Here is a 16,327-nt window from a genome sequence, read left to right on the forward strand (position 1 = left end):
GCATGGTTTCCAGAGGATAGGGTTTTCTACCGCCGCCGGCCTTGGGGTAGAACGGTTCGATCAGCTCCAGCAGGCCTGCCCAGGGCACCACCTGATCCATTTCGGCGAGGAAGCGCTCTCGGCGGGTCTGCTTGCGCTTGCCGGCGTACTCAAAGTCGGAAAAGCTCATCTGGCTCATGGGCGGCTCGGATCAGGTGTTGCGGGGATTCTCGCATAACTGAAGGCTTGTTCGGAGATTCCCTAGAACTCGACTCCGTCCGCCATCGCGTTTTCCGCGGTGGCACACGAATCGATCTCACCACCAAGGAATTTGCGCTTTTGCACCTGCTCATGAGCCGAACGGGCGAAGCGCTGACTCGCTCTCAGATCATCTCGTTGGTCTGGGATATGAATTTCGACTGCGACACCAATGTCATCGATGTAGCCATCCGGCGCTTGCGCTCGAAGATCGATGACCCGTTTGAAACCAAGCTCATTCACACGCTTCGTGGCGTTGGGTACGTTTTTGAGGAACGCGCATGAGGCCATTCAGCCTGGCTGCAAAGCTGGGACTAAAAGTTGGATTGATGAGCGCAGCGCTGCTGCTGATGTTCGCTACCTTCGGTTACATGATGGTTGGGCAAGCACTGGATAGAAATGCTCGCATCGATCTCGGCGTCAAAATGGAGGCAATGGCGCACAGCCTTTCCGAAATCACTGATATTGCCGATGTCAGTTCAGATTCGCACAAGCTGGTGGATTTGGTCACAGGCCAGAACAACCTCTACGTAAGCATCTACAGGTCCGCAGAGAGTGAAGATCCTTTACTCACCATCGGTTCCAAACAGATCAATCGAGAGGTTCATAGGTTCCAGGCTGCGGCGCAGACCACGGAATATGAGTGGAGCGACTATAACGGACGCCCCCTGCTCAGTGCTTCTCAGGCCATGACTCTGGGCGATGGTACGGAGGTCGGCGTCTACATGACTGCTGATCAGTCATCCAATGAAGCCCTACTCGATGCGTTGTTAACCTGGGGCCTAATGATGTCCCCTGTCATCCTCGCGTTGATCCTGGCCATTGGTTGGTGGACCGTGCGCAGAGGCCTGCTGCCACTGACCAAGTTCCTCAAGATCGCGTCGAAGATCTCAACCGAGAGCCTCGACCATCGCCTTCCAACTGATGGGATGCCTGCAGAACTCAAGAAGCTCGCCGACGGTATCAACATCATGCTGGCTCGCCTGGATGATGGGGTTCAGCAGCTCTCGCAGTTTGCTGACGACCTTGCTCACGAACTTCGGGCACCGCTCTCCAACCTAATGGGCAAGGCCCAGGTTGCCTTGACCAGAGAACGATCGCTTTCCGAGTACCGGGAGGTTCTAGAGTCGTGCACAGAAGAGCTGGACCGCATGAGCCGCATGGTTTCCGACATGCTGTTCTTGGCCCAGGTCAGTCATCCAGCATCCATGGTGGAGTTCGAACCCGTTTCCTTGGTGGACGAGGTTCAGCGAGTGTGCGATCTCTTCAGCATTTCGGCAGAAGAAGGCGAGATCCAGCTGCAGATCTCTGGCAGTGATGACGTGGTGCGCGGGAACCGCCTGATGGTTCAACGTGCCGTCTCGAATCTGGTCTCGAACGCGATCCGTTACTGCCCTCGCGGCCGCACGGTCTACGTGAAGGTGCAGCATAGTGCGAGCGGTACGACGTTGAGTGTCGGCAACCCCGGCCGCGGTATTGCCAAGGAACACCATGCGCACTTGTTTGAGCGGTTCTACCGTGTGGACAAGAGCCGAGCACGGAGCGAAGGCGGTACCGGTCTTGGCTTGGCCATTGTGCAGTCGATCATGAGCCTGCACCAAGGGTCGGCGAGCGTGGAGGTGACCGAAGAAAACTTCACGTGGTTCCACCTTCACTTTCCCGCAGCCCAGCAAATGCAGCCGGCAATGACCGCCGCTTAAATTGCGCAGACACGATTAGGCCCGTCAATCGACGGGCCTTTTTGTTTGCCTCAATGCATCAGTGCCGGAGGACCACAGGGTCCATGGGCGACCGCAGAATCACCGACTTGATGATCTTCTGCTCGTCAGGATTGGCATTCTTCCACAGGTGGGAGAAGTACTGAGCATTCACTTTCTCTTGAGCACTTACGCTGCCGGCGGCATCGATCAGGCGCATTGTCGAGTAGACACAGATCAGCGCCAGAATGAAGAACGCCGTGGCAACCACCATCACATAACGCTTGGCCAGCACCGGTGCACGCTTGAGCTCCTGGATAGAGGCGTCCGCGGCCTTTGTCGCTGCTGTAAGCTCCGAAATCAGTGGCTGGATGGCGGTTTCGACTCCGCGGCATGCAGCTGAATATGCTGATGCAGCGGCGCGCAAGGCAACTTCTTCCGCATTCGACCAAGCCTTCTCCGCCTTTCGCACCTCCTCCTGAATCTGCCGGCCGACAGCGTCCACCTGTTCCACCAGTTCGTTCGACCTCTCCAGAACAGCGCTGGAGGTGCGCGTCTGCGAGGTCAGCTCGTCGAGTTGGACAGTGAGTTTTTCAGTGCAGCGGCGAAAGTCACCGATAGCAACTGCCCAGGGCTCTATGTCATTCATGGCTATCTCCTAGGGCGGCCAACAACGCCGCGCTGAATTAACGCGCTAGATATCAAAATTGTAATTTAAGACAAAATTCGAAGTCGCCCTCGACAGTGCCGAGATAGACATGATCCTTCCAGATTTGACGATTTAACGCATCCTATCTGCAGCCAAAATTACGGAATTGTAATTATTGACTCACCTTGTCGTTAGCTTCGCGTTCCTAAACTACAAACCAACAAAGGCCGCTAATCAGGTAGGCCTAGTATGAACCGAGGTTCACAATGAAATTTGTCAAGTCTATCGCTATTGGCAGCCTGCTGCTGGGTCTCATGGGTACCGCTTACGCTGAAGGCGGCTTCGAGCGAGCGAAACAGTTCAACGAGAACTTCCGAACCGAACAGGCTCGCCTATGGAGCGATGACTCTTCGGACCAGAACAAACAACAAGTCGCTCAAGAGCAAAAGAAAGAAAGCAAGGATGGTAAGGAACAAGCCGACAATTAATCGGCGGTTAAATAGGACTTCAAATGACGAAAGTAATCGACAAAAAAGCCAGGGTAAAACCTGGCTTTTTTGTGCTTAGAATTTAGCCTTCGTTCTTGCGAGGCGTTTCCGCATTGCTTTCTCCGGCCAGACCCTCGGCACCTTGTGCGGTACGCTTCCAATGGCACAGCAGGAGCTGGCTGGCGTTCGCTTCGGTAATCGATGTGCAAGCTAGATCAGCGGGCAGACCATCCTTGCTGTCTCGCAAGCGCCTGGACAGATAGAACGAGCCATCCTGCGGCCACTTGGCAGGATCCTTGATGTTCTCGGACTTCCCGCTGCTGTAAAACTCCGACGAGTATGAGCGGCGGCCAGGATAGATCAGGGGAGCGGAATGAGCAGACTGCACATTGAGCCAGGCTTGAACCACATCTCGCTGATTCTGAGGTCGCTCCTCTAGTACCCCGGCGTAGATGATGCCCGCACCGATGATTGGCAACACCAATGCGCTCGCAGCGGCAGCCCAGGTGGTCTTCGGGCCAACTTCGCTGACCCGTGCAGACAGCAGCAAGGCCCACGCTGGCAGCGCGGGTAGCAGGTAGGTCCACAGAATGTTGCCTGCAAATGTGAAGAAGACCGGTGTCGCCAAGGCCCACAGCCAGAGGTAGGCTTCGAAGCGCTGCATCGATCCACGCTTGCGGATCAACAGTGGTAGGAACAAGGCCCATGGCAGTAGCGACAATCCGAGCTGGATCCAGATGCTGCCGTACGGCTTGGCATGAGCACTACCATAGAGGTCCCCTGCCCAGTTACTGACGACGTAGCGGCTCCAGTGCTCACCAACGAAGAAGTACTCCATGAAGCCGGGCGTTTTCATTTCGGCCGCGACATACCACGGCACGGATATACCGAACATGAGCACAAGGCCGCTAATCCAGGGAAGCCTCAGTACCCGTCCCCATTCCTTGTAGATAACGAACCAGGCGAATGCCGGCGCCCCCATAAGCACAAGGGTCAGCGGCCCTTTGGCAAGCAAGCCCAGCCCGAGACCTGCGAACATCAGGTAGGCATCCGCCTTGCTGGCGCACTTCATCCAACGCCAGAAACCGTAGCTGGCCAGCAGAATCGAGAACGACAAAACAGGGTCAGTCAGCACAACACCGCTGGAGACCAGGCCAAGTGTGGTGCTGGAAAAAATAATGGCAGCCCAGATGCCGGCGTTACGAGAAATCTGCTGCGTACCGAGTTTGATGATGATGAAACAGCTTGCCAGGTGTAGTAGCCACGCTGGGAAACGCGCAGCGAACTCGTTAACGCCGAAGACCGTCATGCTCGCGGCCTGAGTCCAGAAGGACAACGGAGGCTTGCCCCAGAATGGTACCCCGTAGTCGAACATGGGCGTGATCCAGTCATTCAACTCGACCATCTTGCGAGCCATTTCAGCGTAGCGGGCCTCAGATGTGTCCATCAGCGGGTAGATGCCCAGCCCCACCAAGCGCAATAGCAAAATCGAACCCAGGATCAACCACAGCGTCCTCTCGTTCTTCAGATTCAGCATTTCTTACCCTCGATCGAAGCCATCGAAGGGTGGAGTGACACGGGATCTACCTTGTTGCTGTGCTTCAGGAAATAAAGAGGCCGGCGCTTCACTTCCGCGAGTGTCACGCCCAGGTACTCTCCCACCATGGCGACACCGACGCACATGAATGAAGCCATTCCGACGATCAGGTGATGGATGTCGAAACTGCCTGCCACAAGCGACGCGAGCATGTAGCAGATGCTGGAGACGAATAGTCCGAAACTGATGAGGCTGAAAATGCGCAGCGGTTTGCGAGAGAAGCTGACGATGCTCTCGATGGCCAGATTGAACAGGCCAGATGCATTCCACTTGGTGCTCCCGGCATGGCGAACAGTGCGATTGTAGGGCAGTTCGATAGTACGAAAGCCTACCCAGCCGATCATGCCTTTGAGAATCCTGGAGCGTTCGTCCAGCGCCCGCAGTGCTGCCAGCGGCGCAGGCCCAATCAATCGGAAATCGCTGACATCGGCCGGCATGTCCACCTTCTCCACCAGGCGCTGCATGACCCAGTAGTAAGCCCGGGCACTCATGCGCTTGAACCACGAATCACCGATTCTCAAGTTGCGCTGCATGTTCACTACGTCGTAGCCGCGTTGCCAGTAGTCCACCATGGCCGCGATGAGCTCTGGTGGATCCTGCAGGTCGACATCAATGAAAATCAGCGCACTGCCACGGGCATGATCTATCCCGGCACTCAGTGCAGCCTCTTTACCGAAGTTGCGACTCAGGGACAGGCAACGTACAGATGACCCATCCTGATAGTGGCGAAGAATGTCGGCTGTCCGGTCACTACTGCCGTCGTCGACATAGAGGATTTCGCAGGAGACGGGTAAGCGCTTAACCACGCGGGTGATTCGCTGGTGGAACTCGGGGATGGTTTCCTCTTCCTGGAAGCAAGGGACCACGATGGTTAACAAGGGATCAGGGCGCTCGGGAAAGCGATGTAATGTCTGCATGATTGAATGTCCAAAAACGATGTGCAATGAATCCAAGTGCAGTGAGGCTTAAGGTCACTAGGACTTGGGAGATAAGCGGTGACAGATTCGACTTGATGAGGAACCACATACCCACGCGATTGCCGAAGTTTGTGGCTAACGCGACCAGTGCAAACCTGACAGGCTGAAACTTACGAGAGCCATCTGCCACAAAACAGAGCGCCCTATTTCCAATAAAGCTTGCGATTGCGCCAACCATGCCGCCACAGATACTGGCCAGCAACGGAGTAGCAAATTCTGTCGTAACCAGCACTAGGAACACCACGTAATGGATTCCCGTTGCTATGAAGCCGATCCCCAGATAACGAATTAGTAAGGTAATAAGAGGTGGGTTTTGATTTTCCATGGCCAAAGCCTATGGAGGCAAAGGTGAAAAAACAGTGAACTAAATGTAAATGCTTAATTAGCTGAATCTATATATGATAAGTAATGAGTTGGCGCACTAGACTAGCACGCTACAATATCAGAGGGATTGCCTGAGGATTACGCTTTTGAAATAAAGGCCTGCCAATAACGCACGCATGACCTGTGCATTACAATGTTGTCAAGATAAGGAAATGTCAGACGACATTGAGCTAGATTCCCCGAATGAAGGGGGATCGAATGGTTACACAAAATGAAACATATACAAGCAGCGTTGTTTCTTACAGTCCTGACATATTGGATGATCTGCCAATTGATGATCAGCTGGCCGTAGAGTTTTTCGCAACAGCACGTTGTGCCAGTTTCAAACAGGCTGCCCGAGGGCTCAATGTGCCAGTGGTAGGCCTTCGCAAACGCTTGGAGAAACTGGAAGAGCACATTGGTGCTCCCGTGTTTGTCTACAAGCACAACAAGCTTGCTCTGACCCGGACAGGCGAGAGGGTCAGCCAGTACCTGTGCCAACTCTTCGGCCCTGAAGGCCTGGGCAAGTCTGGTGAAAAGGAGGACTCCAGGCTTACCATCGCGATCACAGAGCCAGTGCTGAGCGACATCGTGAACCGCGATCTAGTCGCCTACGTACGCGATCATGCCGAAATGCGGCTGGAAATCCATTCAGAGTGCACAACGCAGATGCTTTCTGAGTGTGAAGTCGATGTGGGTATCGCTTTCGTGAGCCCAGATGATGAGGGCGCTTTTGATCGCCATCCTACGTATAGGTTTGAACGGCTCGGCCGGATTGGGCACGCGCTGTTCATTTCCAGCCGCTACTCAAGGAGCGTCACCCTACCAGTGCAGAGCCTGGATTTGCACAACTTCATGCTCGTTGTCCCTTGGGATGAAGAGATCTTGGCGGGCTCACGAAAGTGGGCATCGATAATGGCTGAGCATCAGGGCGGTACCACTCGGGTAAAGAGCTATAGCTTATCCCGTGGCCTTGTCGTAGGGGGCGCGTGTATCGGTGTGCTGCCCGACTACAGTCGAAAGATGGAGAGGAACATTCTGCCGGTGCCGGGCTTTTTGGACGATCTGGAGGAGAAAGATGTCTTTCTTGTTATCAAAACGAAGCTTGTCCGTAATCCGCACGTTCTGGGAATCCGAAGATTGATCAAGAAGAGCTTTTTTGATAAGAAGGACTGGCTTGTTCGGTAACAGTTTTGTTAGGTTTAAAAATTTCCCCTTAACACTATAGAAACACAACTGTCATATTCGCTTGCAATCTAGTCAGAGTGCTTAGAACAAAGGCATCTTGTTACAGCAGGTGACAACCGTGGCCTGCTCCCATCTGCAAGATAAATTTAGGCCGACGCAGGGCGAAATACAACGTCGGTAGCTAAGCACTTAACATACGAGAGGCAAGCAATGATCCGTTCTTCGAACATGCGGGAAAAGCTGTTGGCTGCCGCAATAGTAGGCACATTTTCCTCGCAAGCATTCTCCGGAACAGTAACCACTGACGGGGCTGATCTCGTTCTGAAGACCAAGGGCGGTCTTGAAGTATCGACTACTGACAAGGAATTCAGTTTCAAACTGGGCGGTCGAGTCCAGGCTGATTACGGCCGATTCGATGGCGTTTTCACCAAGAATGGCGATACCGCGGATGCGGCTTACTTCCGTCGAGCCTACATTGAGTTCGGCGGCACCCTGTACCGAGACTGGAAGTACCAGGTCAACTACGACCTCTCCCGCAACACGGGCAACGACTCCGACGGCTACTTCGACGAAGCCAGCCTGACCTACACCGGTTTCAAGCCGGTCCAACTGCGCTTCGGCCGTTTCTACACCGACTTCGGTCTTGAGAAAGCCACCAGTTCGAAGTGGACCACCGCCATGGAGCGGAACCTCTCGTACGACCTGGCGGACTGGATCAACGACAACGCTGGCATGGGTATCCAGGCCACCAGCACCATCGCTGACATGGCTTACGTGTCCGGTAGCGTTTTCAGCGAAACCAACAACAATTCTGATGGTGACAGCACCAAGCGCTACAACGTGCGTGGTGTCTTCGCTCCATTGAACACGGATGGGAATGTCCTGCACGTCGGCGCCCAATACGCCTATCGCGACCTCAAGGACAGCGCAGTTGATACTCGGATTCGCTCACGCCTCGGTGTCCGTGGCGTCGATACCAATGGTGGCGGTGATGCCGGCACGAACGGCAACCGCATGCTCTTTGGCGGTGCGGCAGCACAGGACGGACTGTGGAAGGACGATTCGGTTTGGGGGCTTGAGGGCGCCTGGGCCACCGGCCCATTCTCGGTTCAGGCCGAGTACCTTCGCCGCAAGCTGAAAGCTGACCAGGCCAGCAATGACCTGAAGGCCTCTGGTTATTACGCCCAGATGGCGTACACGCTGACCGGCGAGCCGCGCATCTACAAGCTTGACGGTGCCAAATTCGACACTATCAAACCACAGAACAAGGAACTGGGTGCCTGGGAAGTCTTCTATCGCTTTGACGACATCAAGGTCGAAGATGGCAACCTGGTCACCGCTGCGGACCAGTCGAACGAGCGCAAGGCCAAAAGCCACACGTTGGGTGTGAACTGGTACGTCAACGAGGCCGTGAAAGTCAGTGCCAACTACATCAACGTGCGCACCGACAACAACGAGAATACCGTGGGCGACGACGGCGGCAATGCCATCGTGACCCGCCTGCAATACGTCTTCTGATCCCTCTCATCAGTCTGACGTGAGAAAGCCGGAAGCGCTCAATGTGCTTCCGGCTTTCGTGTTTCTGACGTGATCAAGCATGGAGCGCCCTCCTCCTACCTCCATTCGCTTACGATGACCTCTCTTGCCAAAGCTCGGCGAATCTGGTGAGATTGCCGCGTCGGGATTTGCATGGTGGCCGTGCAAGCAAATCAAACCTGACTCCTACTCATGATTGAACCTGATTCGACGTCCAGCTTCGCGTCTAACGGCCCTACAAGCGCAGCTACCCCAACGTCGCTCATTAGGGGATAGTCATGTCTGCCAAAAAGCTGCTTCAACCTCTCGCTGCTCAGCTGCACGCCTCATTCTCGGCTTCCGGCCGCCCGTACCCTCACCAGCACATTCACCAGCTGCTCCACGCTGCCATTGGTTCCGTCGCCCCGGAAGTTGCCTCCAAAGACAAACTGCCAATCCAGGTGCGCCGTGATAGCGACAGGCAGTACAACCTCTACGAGACGATCGAGCGAGCGAAAAAGTGCTTGGGATTGACCGATCTTCAAGCAGTCGGCGCGGCTGAAGAAGTCATCGAGGTGCTACGAGCTTCAGGGATCGGCGTGAACCAGGTTCGCCTGCTCCTCGACCCCTCCTTTACTTCGACGACTCGTAAAAAGGCCTTCAAGGCCCTCTGCAAGAATCTGGATCTGAACGAGCTCGGCGATCGGTTCGTCCCGAAAACGGCGACGCTGGCCATAGCGGCGGGAATGGCACCGCCTCCGAAAAACACGTGGAAAGATCGCTTCGCCCTGGCTGCAGCTTTCCCTCTACGGGGACAGAGCCAACTCGTTGAAATGGTGACCCGAAGCGAGTGCTACTTATGGGTATTTCCGCCGACTGACCATCATGCTACGGCTCCCGCGACTCACGACCGTTTCTTCGGTGAGCAGACCTATCCGAGTGCTGAGATGGGCATGGGTTTCAGCATCATCGATTCCGGCTGGGCCCGTCCCAAGTACTCGATGCTCTCCAAGCAGCCGGAGGAGACCTTCATCCAGTATTCGCTTTCGGCGCCAATGTGGTCCTGGAGCGCACAAACTAATACCTGGCGGCTGGGAAATATCCTTCGCACCCAGATCCTTGACGGGGCTCCTTGGCGTAACGAGCCCTTGAGCGATGTGCTGCCAGGTGGTCTGAAGTCTCTGCCGCGGATTTATGGGTGCACCACCTGCCAAACGCTGTTCGTCGAGAAACACAGCGGCTATCCGGATGTACCCACTCAGTGCCAATGCGGTGAGGCGAGCAGTACGGGTGACCAAAACGAGTCACCTGCTCTCAATAGCTGATTTTCCTTACGGTGGCGGGCTATGCCCCCCGTTAGGGATTGGCTATGGGAGCGGGATTCGCTCACCCCAAAACTGAAGGCGCCGCCATCTAACCGAGCGATATGAGCTGAATGCTCGCGGAGTAGATATGCAGAACAGTACCAACAAACAAGACACCCTGGCGGCGATCAATGCACTTGTGGAGATTGCGTATGATCAGGGATTTGCGAACGGACACGGGGTCGGCAATCAAGTCGGTTTCGTAGCCGGTGTCATGAGCCTCAAAGCTGCGTTGGCCTGCGGCTTACGGCACGGCTCACCTGAATGTGGAAAGGCCCTTGAAAGCCTCAAGCGCATCGGGATCGACGAGTGAGAAAAAGTATGGGTCGTGCGCTGATCGCGCACGACCCATACTTCTACTTCAGGTCATTTCCCTGCTTAGCTTCATGATTGAAGCTCAGGGATCAGGTGCTTCTGCGGTAGGCCAACAACCGCAAGGCGTTGAAGACGACCAACAATGTGGAGCCCTCATGGATTGCAACAGCAGCACCAATGCTCAAGCCCATGATGGTCGACGGAACCAGGATGGCCACAATCCCCAAGCTGACGAACAGGTTCTGGCGGATGATCGATCGCGTGTGACGGCTCAAACCCACCGCAAATGGGAGTTGCCTGATGTCGTCAGCCATAAGCGCGATATCAGCTGTTTCCAAGGCGACGTCAGATCCGGCAGCCCCCATTGCGATGCCAACGCTCGAATTGGCCATGGCAGGGGCGTCATTCACGCCGTCACCCACCATGGCCACCTTGGCGCTAAGGCGCAGGTTCTTGATGGCCTTGACCTTGTCTTCCGGCATCAGGTCTCCCCACGCCTCATCTAAGCCAACTTGTTTGGCTACCGCCTCTGCAACGCGGTTGTGGTCTCCAGAAATCATGACCATGCGGTCGATGCCCATCTCTCTGAGTTTCTGGAGTGCCTCTTTGGCCCCCTCTCGGGGTGTGTCCAATAGCCCGATAGCGCCCAGATCCTTGTCAGCACGACGTATCACCATGGTTGTGCGGCCCGACTGACGTAGACGCTCTGCAGCCTCCAGGGCAGCCTTGCTCAGTGCGGGAATACCATTGGTACCGAACATCTCGACCTTGCCAATCCAGACGAACTGCCCATCAAGCTCAGCACGCACGCCGCGGCCAATCATGTTGCTCATGTTCTTGGCTTGGATTCGGCGCCGTGTGCCAATCATCTCTTCACCGTCACGCACAATTGCCGCAGCCAGCGGATGGTCGCTCATCGACTCCACAGCGATGGCGACGTTTAGTAGATCCTCGATCTGCGTGCCGCCCACGGGTATTACATCGGTAATGCGTGGGCGCCCTTCGGTCAGGGTACCGGTCTTGTCGAATGCCATGGCATTCAAGGCGCCAAGCTCTTCAAGTGGCGCACCGCCCTTGATCAGCACGCCACCTCGGGCTGCCCTGGCGATGCCAGAGAGAATGGCGCTTGGTGTAGCGATCGCGAGCGCGCAGGGGCTGGCTGCAACCAGAACGGCCATCGCCCGGTAGAACGAGTCACGGAAAGGCTCGTCAAGAAAAATGCCGGCAAACAGCAGCCCTACTACCAGCAGCAAAACTACCGGGACGAATACCCGCTGGAAGCGGTCCGTGAACTGCTGGGTCGGTGACTTCCTGACTTCGGCTTCACTGACCATCTTGATGACCCGCGCCAAGGTACTTTCAGTGGAGCGCCGTGTTACCTCAACCTCGATGAGAGTTTCGCCATTGATGGTGCCGGCGAAGACTTTCGAAGCTGCATCAACTGCATCTGGCTTACTACGTGCGAGCTCGACATCAGCGACAGGTTGCTTGTCCACGGGGACGCTTTCACCGGTCACTGGCGCCTGGTTGATACTTGAGGAGCCCACGACTACAAAACCATCGGCCGGCAGGCGGTCATTTGGGCGCACGATGACAACGTCACCGGGAACCAGCAGTTCCACCGGCATTTCCGTCGTGCCATTTGCTCTGCGTACGATCGCCGTGGCCGGTGCGAGCTTGGACAGTGCCTCAATCGCTTTCTTGGCCCGCCCCATCGCGTAGCTTTCAAGGGAATGCCCCAGACTGAACAGGAACAGCAGCAGAGCCCCCTCAGCCCAGGCGCCGATGCTCGCGGCACCGGCTGCGGCGAGAAGCATCAGCGAATCGATCTCGAAGCGCTTCTGGCGGATGTTGCTGATCGCTTCCTTGATAGTGAACCATCCACCGAACACGTAGGCAGATACGTACAGAACCAGTGACAGCCTATCGATCAGCCCGAGCTTTCCTGCGAGAGCTCCGGCACCGAGCAGCACACCACAGATCAGCGCGAAGACCAGCTCGGTATTCATGCCGAAGATACTGCCATGCTCGTGGCTATGGCCTTTGTGCCCTGCTTGGTCGTCTGGGCGTTCAAGCAAACTTTTCATAACTCGTCCCTTCTGGGGTCAAGGCTTCCAATTGCCCTCTGCAGTTGGGAGCCGTCGCGGTTGGTTAGCTAAGACCTATTGCACGGTTTGCCCCGGCCCAGGCGTTAATATTTCAAAGCTATGGAGCATCGGGCGTAATAAAAAATGCCAGGCGCTGCCTGGCATTTATGAATTCTCTAATTGTTCTGTTCAAATCGTTTACTACTTGTTGTTGATGCATTGCGAATACATCGAGTAACGAACAGTCTTGAGCGTGCCCTGGGAGTCCTCGAAAGTCATCAACCGTGGGTAGACCTGGCAGGTACGGGGGTCCTGCGACTGACGTACAAACTTAGCAACGTCTATCTTCATGCCATATTTGTAATCCTGAATCTCCGGCATAGGCTTGCCATTCTTCTCGGCATACTTGGCCACCGCAGCTTGGTGCTCTTTGGTGTATTGCAACTGCTGGCTTTCAGAGAAAGTGTTAGCCTGCGAAGCCATCGAGAACACAACAAGTGCAGCGGCAATAATTAGCTTTTTCATAAGAACCTCTCAAATTCAAATCTTCTCGGGCGTAACTTTAGCAATGCACAGGCATCACCGGCATGACGAGAAACTTACAATTTTGAAAGGTAAGCGCATCTACCTCATATAAAACAAAAAAGCCCACAACGCGTGTTGTGGGCTTCTCTTTAGCGGCGGCTATCAGCTAACCGCCTCAGCCTCCTCACCATCTTCATCCTTGCGGTGCGCCCAGTGATACAGGGCTGGCAGTACCAGCAACGTCAGCGCGGTGGAAGACAAGATCCCGCCAATCACCACCGTCGCCAGAGGCCGCTGAACTTCTGCACCGGTACCGGTGGCCAGGGCCATCGGGATGAAGCCCAGGGACGCCACCAAGGCAGTCATCAGAACAGGTCGCAGACGGGTTAATGCACCTTCATCGACTGCCTGCCTGAGCGTTCGCCCTTCCTCCCTTAGCCCGCGGATGAAGGCAATCATCACCAGGCCGTTCAGTACTGCAACTCCGGACAGTGCAATGAAGCCGACACCTGCCGAGATCGACAGAGGGATGTCCCGCAGCCACAACGCCACGACACCACCGGTGAGTGCGAATGGAATACCGGTGAAGACCAGCATGCCGTCCTTCAGGTTGTTGAACATCAGGAACAACAAGGTCATGACCAGCAGCAAGGCGACTGGAACAACGATCTGCAGCCGTTTGGCAGCCGACTGCAGCTGCTCGAACTGGCCACCCCAAGTCGTCCAGTAGCCCGCAGGGATTTGCACCTTCTGATCCAGCGAAGCGGTCGCCTCCTCAACGAAGGATCCCAGGTCACGGCCTCGAACGTTGGCGCTGACGATTACTAGACGCTTGCCGTTCTCGCGGCTGATTTGGTTCGGGCCCAGTTGCAGGTCCAGATTAGCGACCTGCGACAGCGGGATGAAACCGATCTGGTTGGCACCCTGAGCCGCATTGGCAGGCACCGGAATCAGCAAACTGGACATCCCCGCTACGTCGGTGCGAACGGTCTCAGGCAGGCGCACTACCATGTCGAACCGACGGTCGCCCTCATACAGCGTGCCGGCCTGGCGACCACCCACGGCGATAGCGATCGAGTTCTGAACATCCGCGATGTTCAGGCCGTAGCGTGCTGCTTTCTCGCGGTCGATGTTGATTGTCAGCACCGGCAGGCCGGATGTCTGCTCAACTTTCACTTCCGACGAGCCCGGTACCGCTTTGAGCGCTGCCGCGATCTTGTTGGCGGTATTGTTGAGTACGTCCATGTCATCGCCGAAGACCTTCACAGCGACGTCACTACGCACGCCCGAAATCAGCTCGTTGAAACGCAGTTGGATTGGCTGCGACAACTCGTAGTTGCTTCCTGGAACACCCGCTGCAGCCTTCTGCACCTCAGCAATCAGCTCATCGCGAGGCTTCTTGGGGTTAGGCCACTGATCCTGAGGCTTGAGCATGATGTAGGCGTCGGAGGCGTTCGGTGGCATCGGGTCAGATGCAATTTCCGCGGTACCCGAACGTGCGAACATACGCTCGACTTCAGGCACCTGCGCTATTACCGCTTTCTCCAGACGCTGCTGCATCTCGACGGACTGAGTGAGGCTCGTTCCAGGCACACGCATGGCCTGCATCGCAAAGTCACCCTCACTGAGACTTGGGATGAACTCGCTACCCATACGACTTGCCAGCACGCCGCTCAGTACGACCAAGGCTACTGCGGCCGAGAAAGCGATGTTCCGATGTCCCAGCACCCATTGAAGAACCGGCTCATAGCGCAGTCGAGCTGTGCGCATGACCACACCTTCTTCTTCCTTCACCTTGCCAGTGACGAACATGGCAATAGCTGCAGGAACAAAGGTAACAGACAGGATCATTGCACCCAACAGCGCCATCACAACGGTGAAGGCCATCGGGTGGAACATTTTGCCTTCGACGCCGGTGAGGGCGAAGATCGGCAGGTAAACCACCATGATGATCAGCTGACCGAAGATCAGCGGCCGGCGAGCTTCTCGCGCCGCGGCAAAGACCTCGTGGAAGCGTTCAGTTTTGGTGAGCATGCGGCCATGCTTATGCTGCGCATGAGCCAGTCGACGGATCGCGTTTTCTACAATAACCACGGCACCGTCGACGATGATGCCGAAGTCGAGTGCCCCCAAACTCATTAAGTTGGCACTGACCTTGTTGTTGAACATGCCTGTGAAGGTGAACAGCATGGACAGCGGAATCACCATCGCGGTGATCAGTGCCGCACGGATGTTGCCGAGGAACAGGAACAGAATGGCGATTACCAGAATCGCACCTTCCACCAGGTTCTTCTTCACCGTCGCGATGGCTTTTTCAACCAGGTTGGTACGGTCGTAAACGGTCACGGCCACCACGCCCTTTGGCAGGGTGCGGTTGATGTCCGCCAGTTTGGCGGCGACAGCTTGAGATACGGTGCGGCTGTTTTCACCAATCAGCATGAACACGGTACCGAGCACGACTTCGCGGCCGTTCTCAGTAGCAGCACCTGTACGGAGCTCTTTACCGATGCTGACGTCAGCAACGCTGCTGATACGAATCGGTGCACCATCCACACTGGTGATCACGATGTTGGCTATGTCGTCGATGTTGCCTACCTGGCCGGGCGCACGGATGAGCAACTGCTCACCATTACGTTCGATGTAGCCGGCGCCGACGTTGGCGTTGTTACTTTCCAACGCTGCAACCAGGTCATTGAGGGTCAGCTTGTAGGTAGCCAGGCGCTTTGGATCCGGCGCAACCAGGAACTGCTTGGCATAGCCGCCGATGGTATTGATCTCGGCCACACCCGGGACGTTGCGCAGCTGAGGCTTGATGATCCAGTCCTGGATCACGCGCAGGTCGGTCGGGGTGTACGGCGTACCGTCCTCTTTGACCGCGCCATCTTCGGCTTCAACGGTCCACAGGAAGATCTCACCGAGACCGGTGGAAACAGGCCCCATGACAGCTTCCACGCCATCTGGCAGCTGTTCCTTCGCAACCTGCAGTCGCTCGTTGATCAGCTGACGGGCAAAGAAGATGTCAGTGCCATCCTTGAAGATCACGGTGACCTGAGACAGGCCAGAGCGAGACAGGGAACGGGTCTGCTGAAGGCCCGGGAGACCGGCCATTGCTGTTTCAACTGGAAACGTGATCCGTTGTTCGGTTTCCAACGGCGAATAGCCAGGCGCTGCAGTGTTGATCTGCACCTGGACGTTGGTGATATCGGGTACCGCATCAATGGGCAGCTTTTGATAGCTGTAGATACCGATACCCGCCATGATCAGAACAGCGATCATTACTACGATGCGCTGCTCGATGGCGAATCTGATGATACGTTCAAACATG

13 protein-coding genes and 2 pseudogenes are annotated in these 16,327 nt (G+C 55.8%); 7 read left to right on the forward strand and 8 right to left on the reverse strand.

Annotated features, from left to right (window positions below):
* Positions 1–178 (reverse strand): annotated as a pseudogene (locus WM94_RS29435) (IS5/IS1182 family transposase); the annotation flags it as partial.
* 62 nt (positions 179–240) lie between these two features.
* On the opposite strand from WM94_RS29435, the pseudogene WM94_RS20940 reads away from it, so the two are divergent.
* Positions 241–522: pseudogene (locus WM94_RS20940) on the forward strand (winged helix-turn-helix domain-containing protein); the annotation flags it as partial.
* The gene (locus WM94_RS20945) at positions 519–1,937 is read left to right on the forward strand and encodes a heavy metal sensor histidine kinase (protein WP_004576066.1); all 1,419 of its coding nucleotides are present in this window, start codon (positions 519–521) and stop codon (positions 1,935–1,937) included. The pseudogene WM94_RS20940 and the gene WM94_RS20945, both read left to right, overlap by 4 nt.
* A gap of 58 nt (positions 1,938–1,995) precedes the next feature.
* Here WM94_RS20945 and WM94_RS20950 read toward each other — a convergent pair whose 3' ends face one another.
* The gene (locus WM94_RS20950; protein WP_004576065.1) at positions 1,996–2,583 is read right to left on the reverse strand and encodes a hypothetical protein; all 588 of its coding nucleotides are present in this window, start codon (positions 2,581–2,583) and stop codon (positions 1,996–1,998) included.
* Positions 2,584–2,849: 266 nt separating this feature from the next.
* Here WM94_RS20950 and WM94_RS20955 point away from each other — a divergent pair, with 266 nt between their 5' ends.
* Positions 2,850–3,071: a hypothetical protein gene (locus tag WM94_RS20955; RefSeq protein ID WP_003253450.1), complete on the forward strand. Its 222-nt coding sequence runs from the start codon at positions 2,850–2,852 to the stop codon at positions 3,069–3,071.
* Positions 3,072–3,153: 82 nt separating this feature from the next.
* On the opposite strand, the gene WM94_RS20960 is transcribed toward WM94_RS20955, so the two are convergent.
* Genes WM94_RS20960 through WM94_RS29440 form a run of 3 tightly spaced genes read right to left on the reverse strand, consistent with a single transcriptional unit; the run spans position 3,154 to position 5,970 of the window.
* Positions 3,154–4,608, reverse strand: a complete 1,455-nt coding sequence (locus WM94_RS20960; protein WP_004576064.1) for a glycosyltransferase family 39 protein — start codon at positions 4,606–4,608, stop codon at positions 3,154–3,156.
* Entirely contained in the window at positions 4,602–5,585 is a 984-nt protein-coding gene (locus tag WM94_RS20965; protein ID WP_033726583.1) for a glycosyltransferase family 2 protein, read from the reverse strand. Before WM94_RS20965 ends, WM94_RS20960 begins: the two co-directional genes overlap by 7 nt.
* Positions 5,551–5,970: a GtrA family protein gene (locus WM94_RS29440; RefSeq protein ID WP_082810605.1), complete on the reverse strand. Its 420-nt coding sequence runs from the start codon at positions 5,968–5,970 to the stop codon at positions 5,551–5,553. The genes WM94_RS20965 and WM94_RS29440 overlap by 35 nt, the downstream gene beginning before the upstream one ends.
* Before the next feature lie 257 nt (positions 5,971–6,227).
* Between WM94_RS29440 and WM94_RS20970 the strand changes: the two genes are divergently transcribed.
* From WM94_RS20970 to WM94_RS20985, 4 genes are all read left to right on the forward strand, one after another.
* On the forward strand, positions 6,228–7,196 hold the full coding sequence (locus tag WM94_RS20970) for a LysR family transcriptional regulator (protein ID WP_004576061.1): 969 nt from the start codon (positions 6,228–6,230) through the stop codon (positions 7,194–7,196).
* Between the two features lie 210 nt (positions 7,197–7,406).
* Positions 7,407–8,714: an OprO/OprP family phosphate-selective porin gene (locus tag WM94_RS20975; RefSeq protein ID WP_016487023.1), complete on the forward strand. Its 1,308-nt coding sequence runs from the start codon at positions 7,407–7,409 to the stop codon at positions 8,712–8,714.
* Between the two features lie 296 nt (positions 8,715–9,010).
* A complete protein-coding gene (locus WM94_RS20980) occupies positions 9,011–10,036 on the forward strand; it encodes a hypothetical protein (protein WP_004576059.1) in 1,026 nt (341 codons plus the stop codon).
* A gap of 127 nt (positions 10,037–10,163) precedes the next feature.
* Positions 10,164–10,388, forward strand: a complete 225-nt coding sequence (locus tag WM94_RS20985; RefSeq protein ID WP_004576058.1) for a hypothetical protein — start codon at positions 10,164–10,166, stop codon at positions 10,386–10,388.
* 91 nt (positions 10,389–10,479) lie between these two features.
* On the opposite strand, the gene WM94_RS20990 is transcribed toward WM94_RS20985, so the two are convergent.
* From WM94_RS20990 to WM94_RS21000, 3 genes are all read right to left on the reverse strand, one after another.
* Complete coding sequence (locus WM94_RS20990; RefSeq protein WP_004576057.1) at positions 10,480–12,477, reverse strand: heavy metal translocating P-type ATPase; 1,998 nt, start codon at positions 12,475–12,477, stop codon at positions 10,480–10,482.
* Between the two features lie 201 nt (positions 12,478–12,678).
* On the reverse strand, positions 12,679–13,002 hold the full coding sequence (locus tag WM94_RS20995; protein WP_004576056.1) for a DUF2790 domain-containing protein: 324 nt from the start codon (positions 13,000–13,002) through the stop codon (positions 12,679–12,681).
* Between the two features lie 162 nt (positions 13,003–13,164).
* Positions 13,165–16,326: a CusA/CzcA family heavy metal efflux RND transporter gene (locus WM94_RS21000; protein ID WP_004576055.1), complete on the reverse strand. Its 3,162-nt coding sequence runs from the start codon at positions 16,324–16,326 to the stop codon at positions 13,165–13,167.
* Position 16,327 lies beyond the last annotated feature (1 nt).

It is taken from the genome of Pseudomonas sp. ABFPK, from assembly GCF_001586765.1.
GTDB lineage: Bacteria > Pseudomonadota > Gammaproteobacteria > Pseudomonadales > Pseudomonadaceae > Aquipseudomonas > Aquipseudomonas asiatica.

Coding starts and splice junctions, on each gene's coding strand:
- WM94_RS20945 (WP_004576066.1), top strand. CDS start 519: ATGAGGCCATTCAGCCTGGCTGCAAAGCTGGGACTAAAAGTTGGATTG.
- WM94_RS20950 (WP_004576065.1), bottom strand. CDS start 2,583: ATGAATGACATAGAGCCCTGGGCAGTTGCTATCGGTGACTTTCGCCGC.
- WM94_RS20955 (WP_003253450.1), top strand. CDS start 2,850: ATGAAATTTGTCAAGTCTATCGCTATTGGCAGCCTGCTGCTGGGTCTC.
- WM94_RS20960 (WP_004576064.1), bottom strand. CDS start 4,608: ATGCTGAATCTGAAGAACGAGAGGACGCTGTGGTTGATCCTGGGTTCG.
- WM94_RS20965 (WP_033726583.1), bottom strand. CDS start 5,585: ATGCAGACATTACATCGCTTTCCCGAGCGCCCTGATCCCTTGTTAACC.
- WM94_RS29440 (WP_082810605.1), bottom strand. CDS start 5,970: ATGGAAAATCAAAACCCACCTCTTATTACCTTACTAATTCGTTATCTG.
- WM94_RS20970 (WP_004576061.1), top strand. CDS start 6,228: ATGGTTACACAAAATGAAACATATACAAGCAGCGTTGTTTCTTACAGT.
- WM94_RS20975 (WP_016487023.1), top strand. CDS start 7,407: ATGATCCGTTCTTCGAACATGCGGGAAAAGCTGTTGGCTGCCGCAATA.
- WM94_RS20980 (WP_004576059.1), top strand. CDS start 9,011: ATGTCTGCCAAAAAGCTGCTTCAACCTCTCGCTGCTCAGCTGCACGCC.
- WM94_RS20985 (WP_004576058.1), top strand. CDS start 10,164: ATGCAGAACAGTACCAACAAACAAGACACCCTGGCGGCGATCAATGCA.
- WM94_RS20990 (WP_004576057.1), bottom strand. CDS start 12,477: ATGAAAAGTTTGCTTGAACGCCCAGACGACCAAGCAGGGCACAAAGGC.
- WM94_RS20995 (WP_004576056.1), bottom strand. CDS start 13,002: ATGAAAAAGCTAATTATTGCCGCTGCACTTGTTGTGTTCTCGATGGCT.
- WM94_RS21000 (WP_004576055.1), bottom strand. CDS start 16,326: ATGTTTGAACGTATCATCAGATTCGCCATCGAGCAGCGCATCGTAGTA.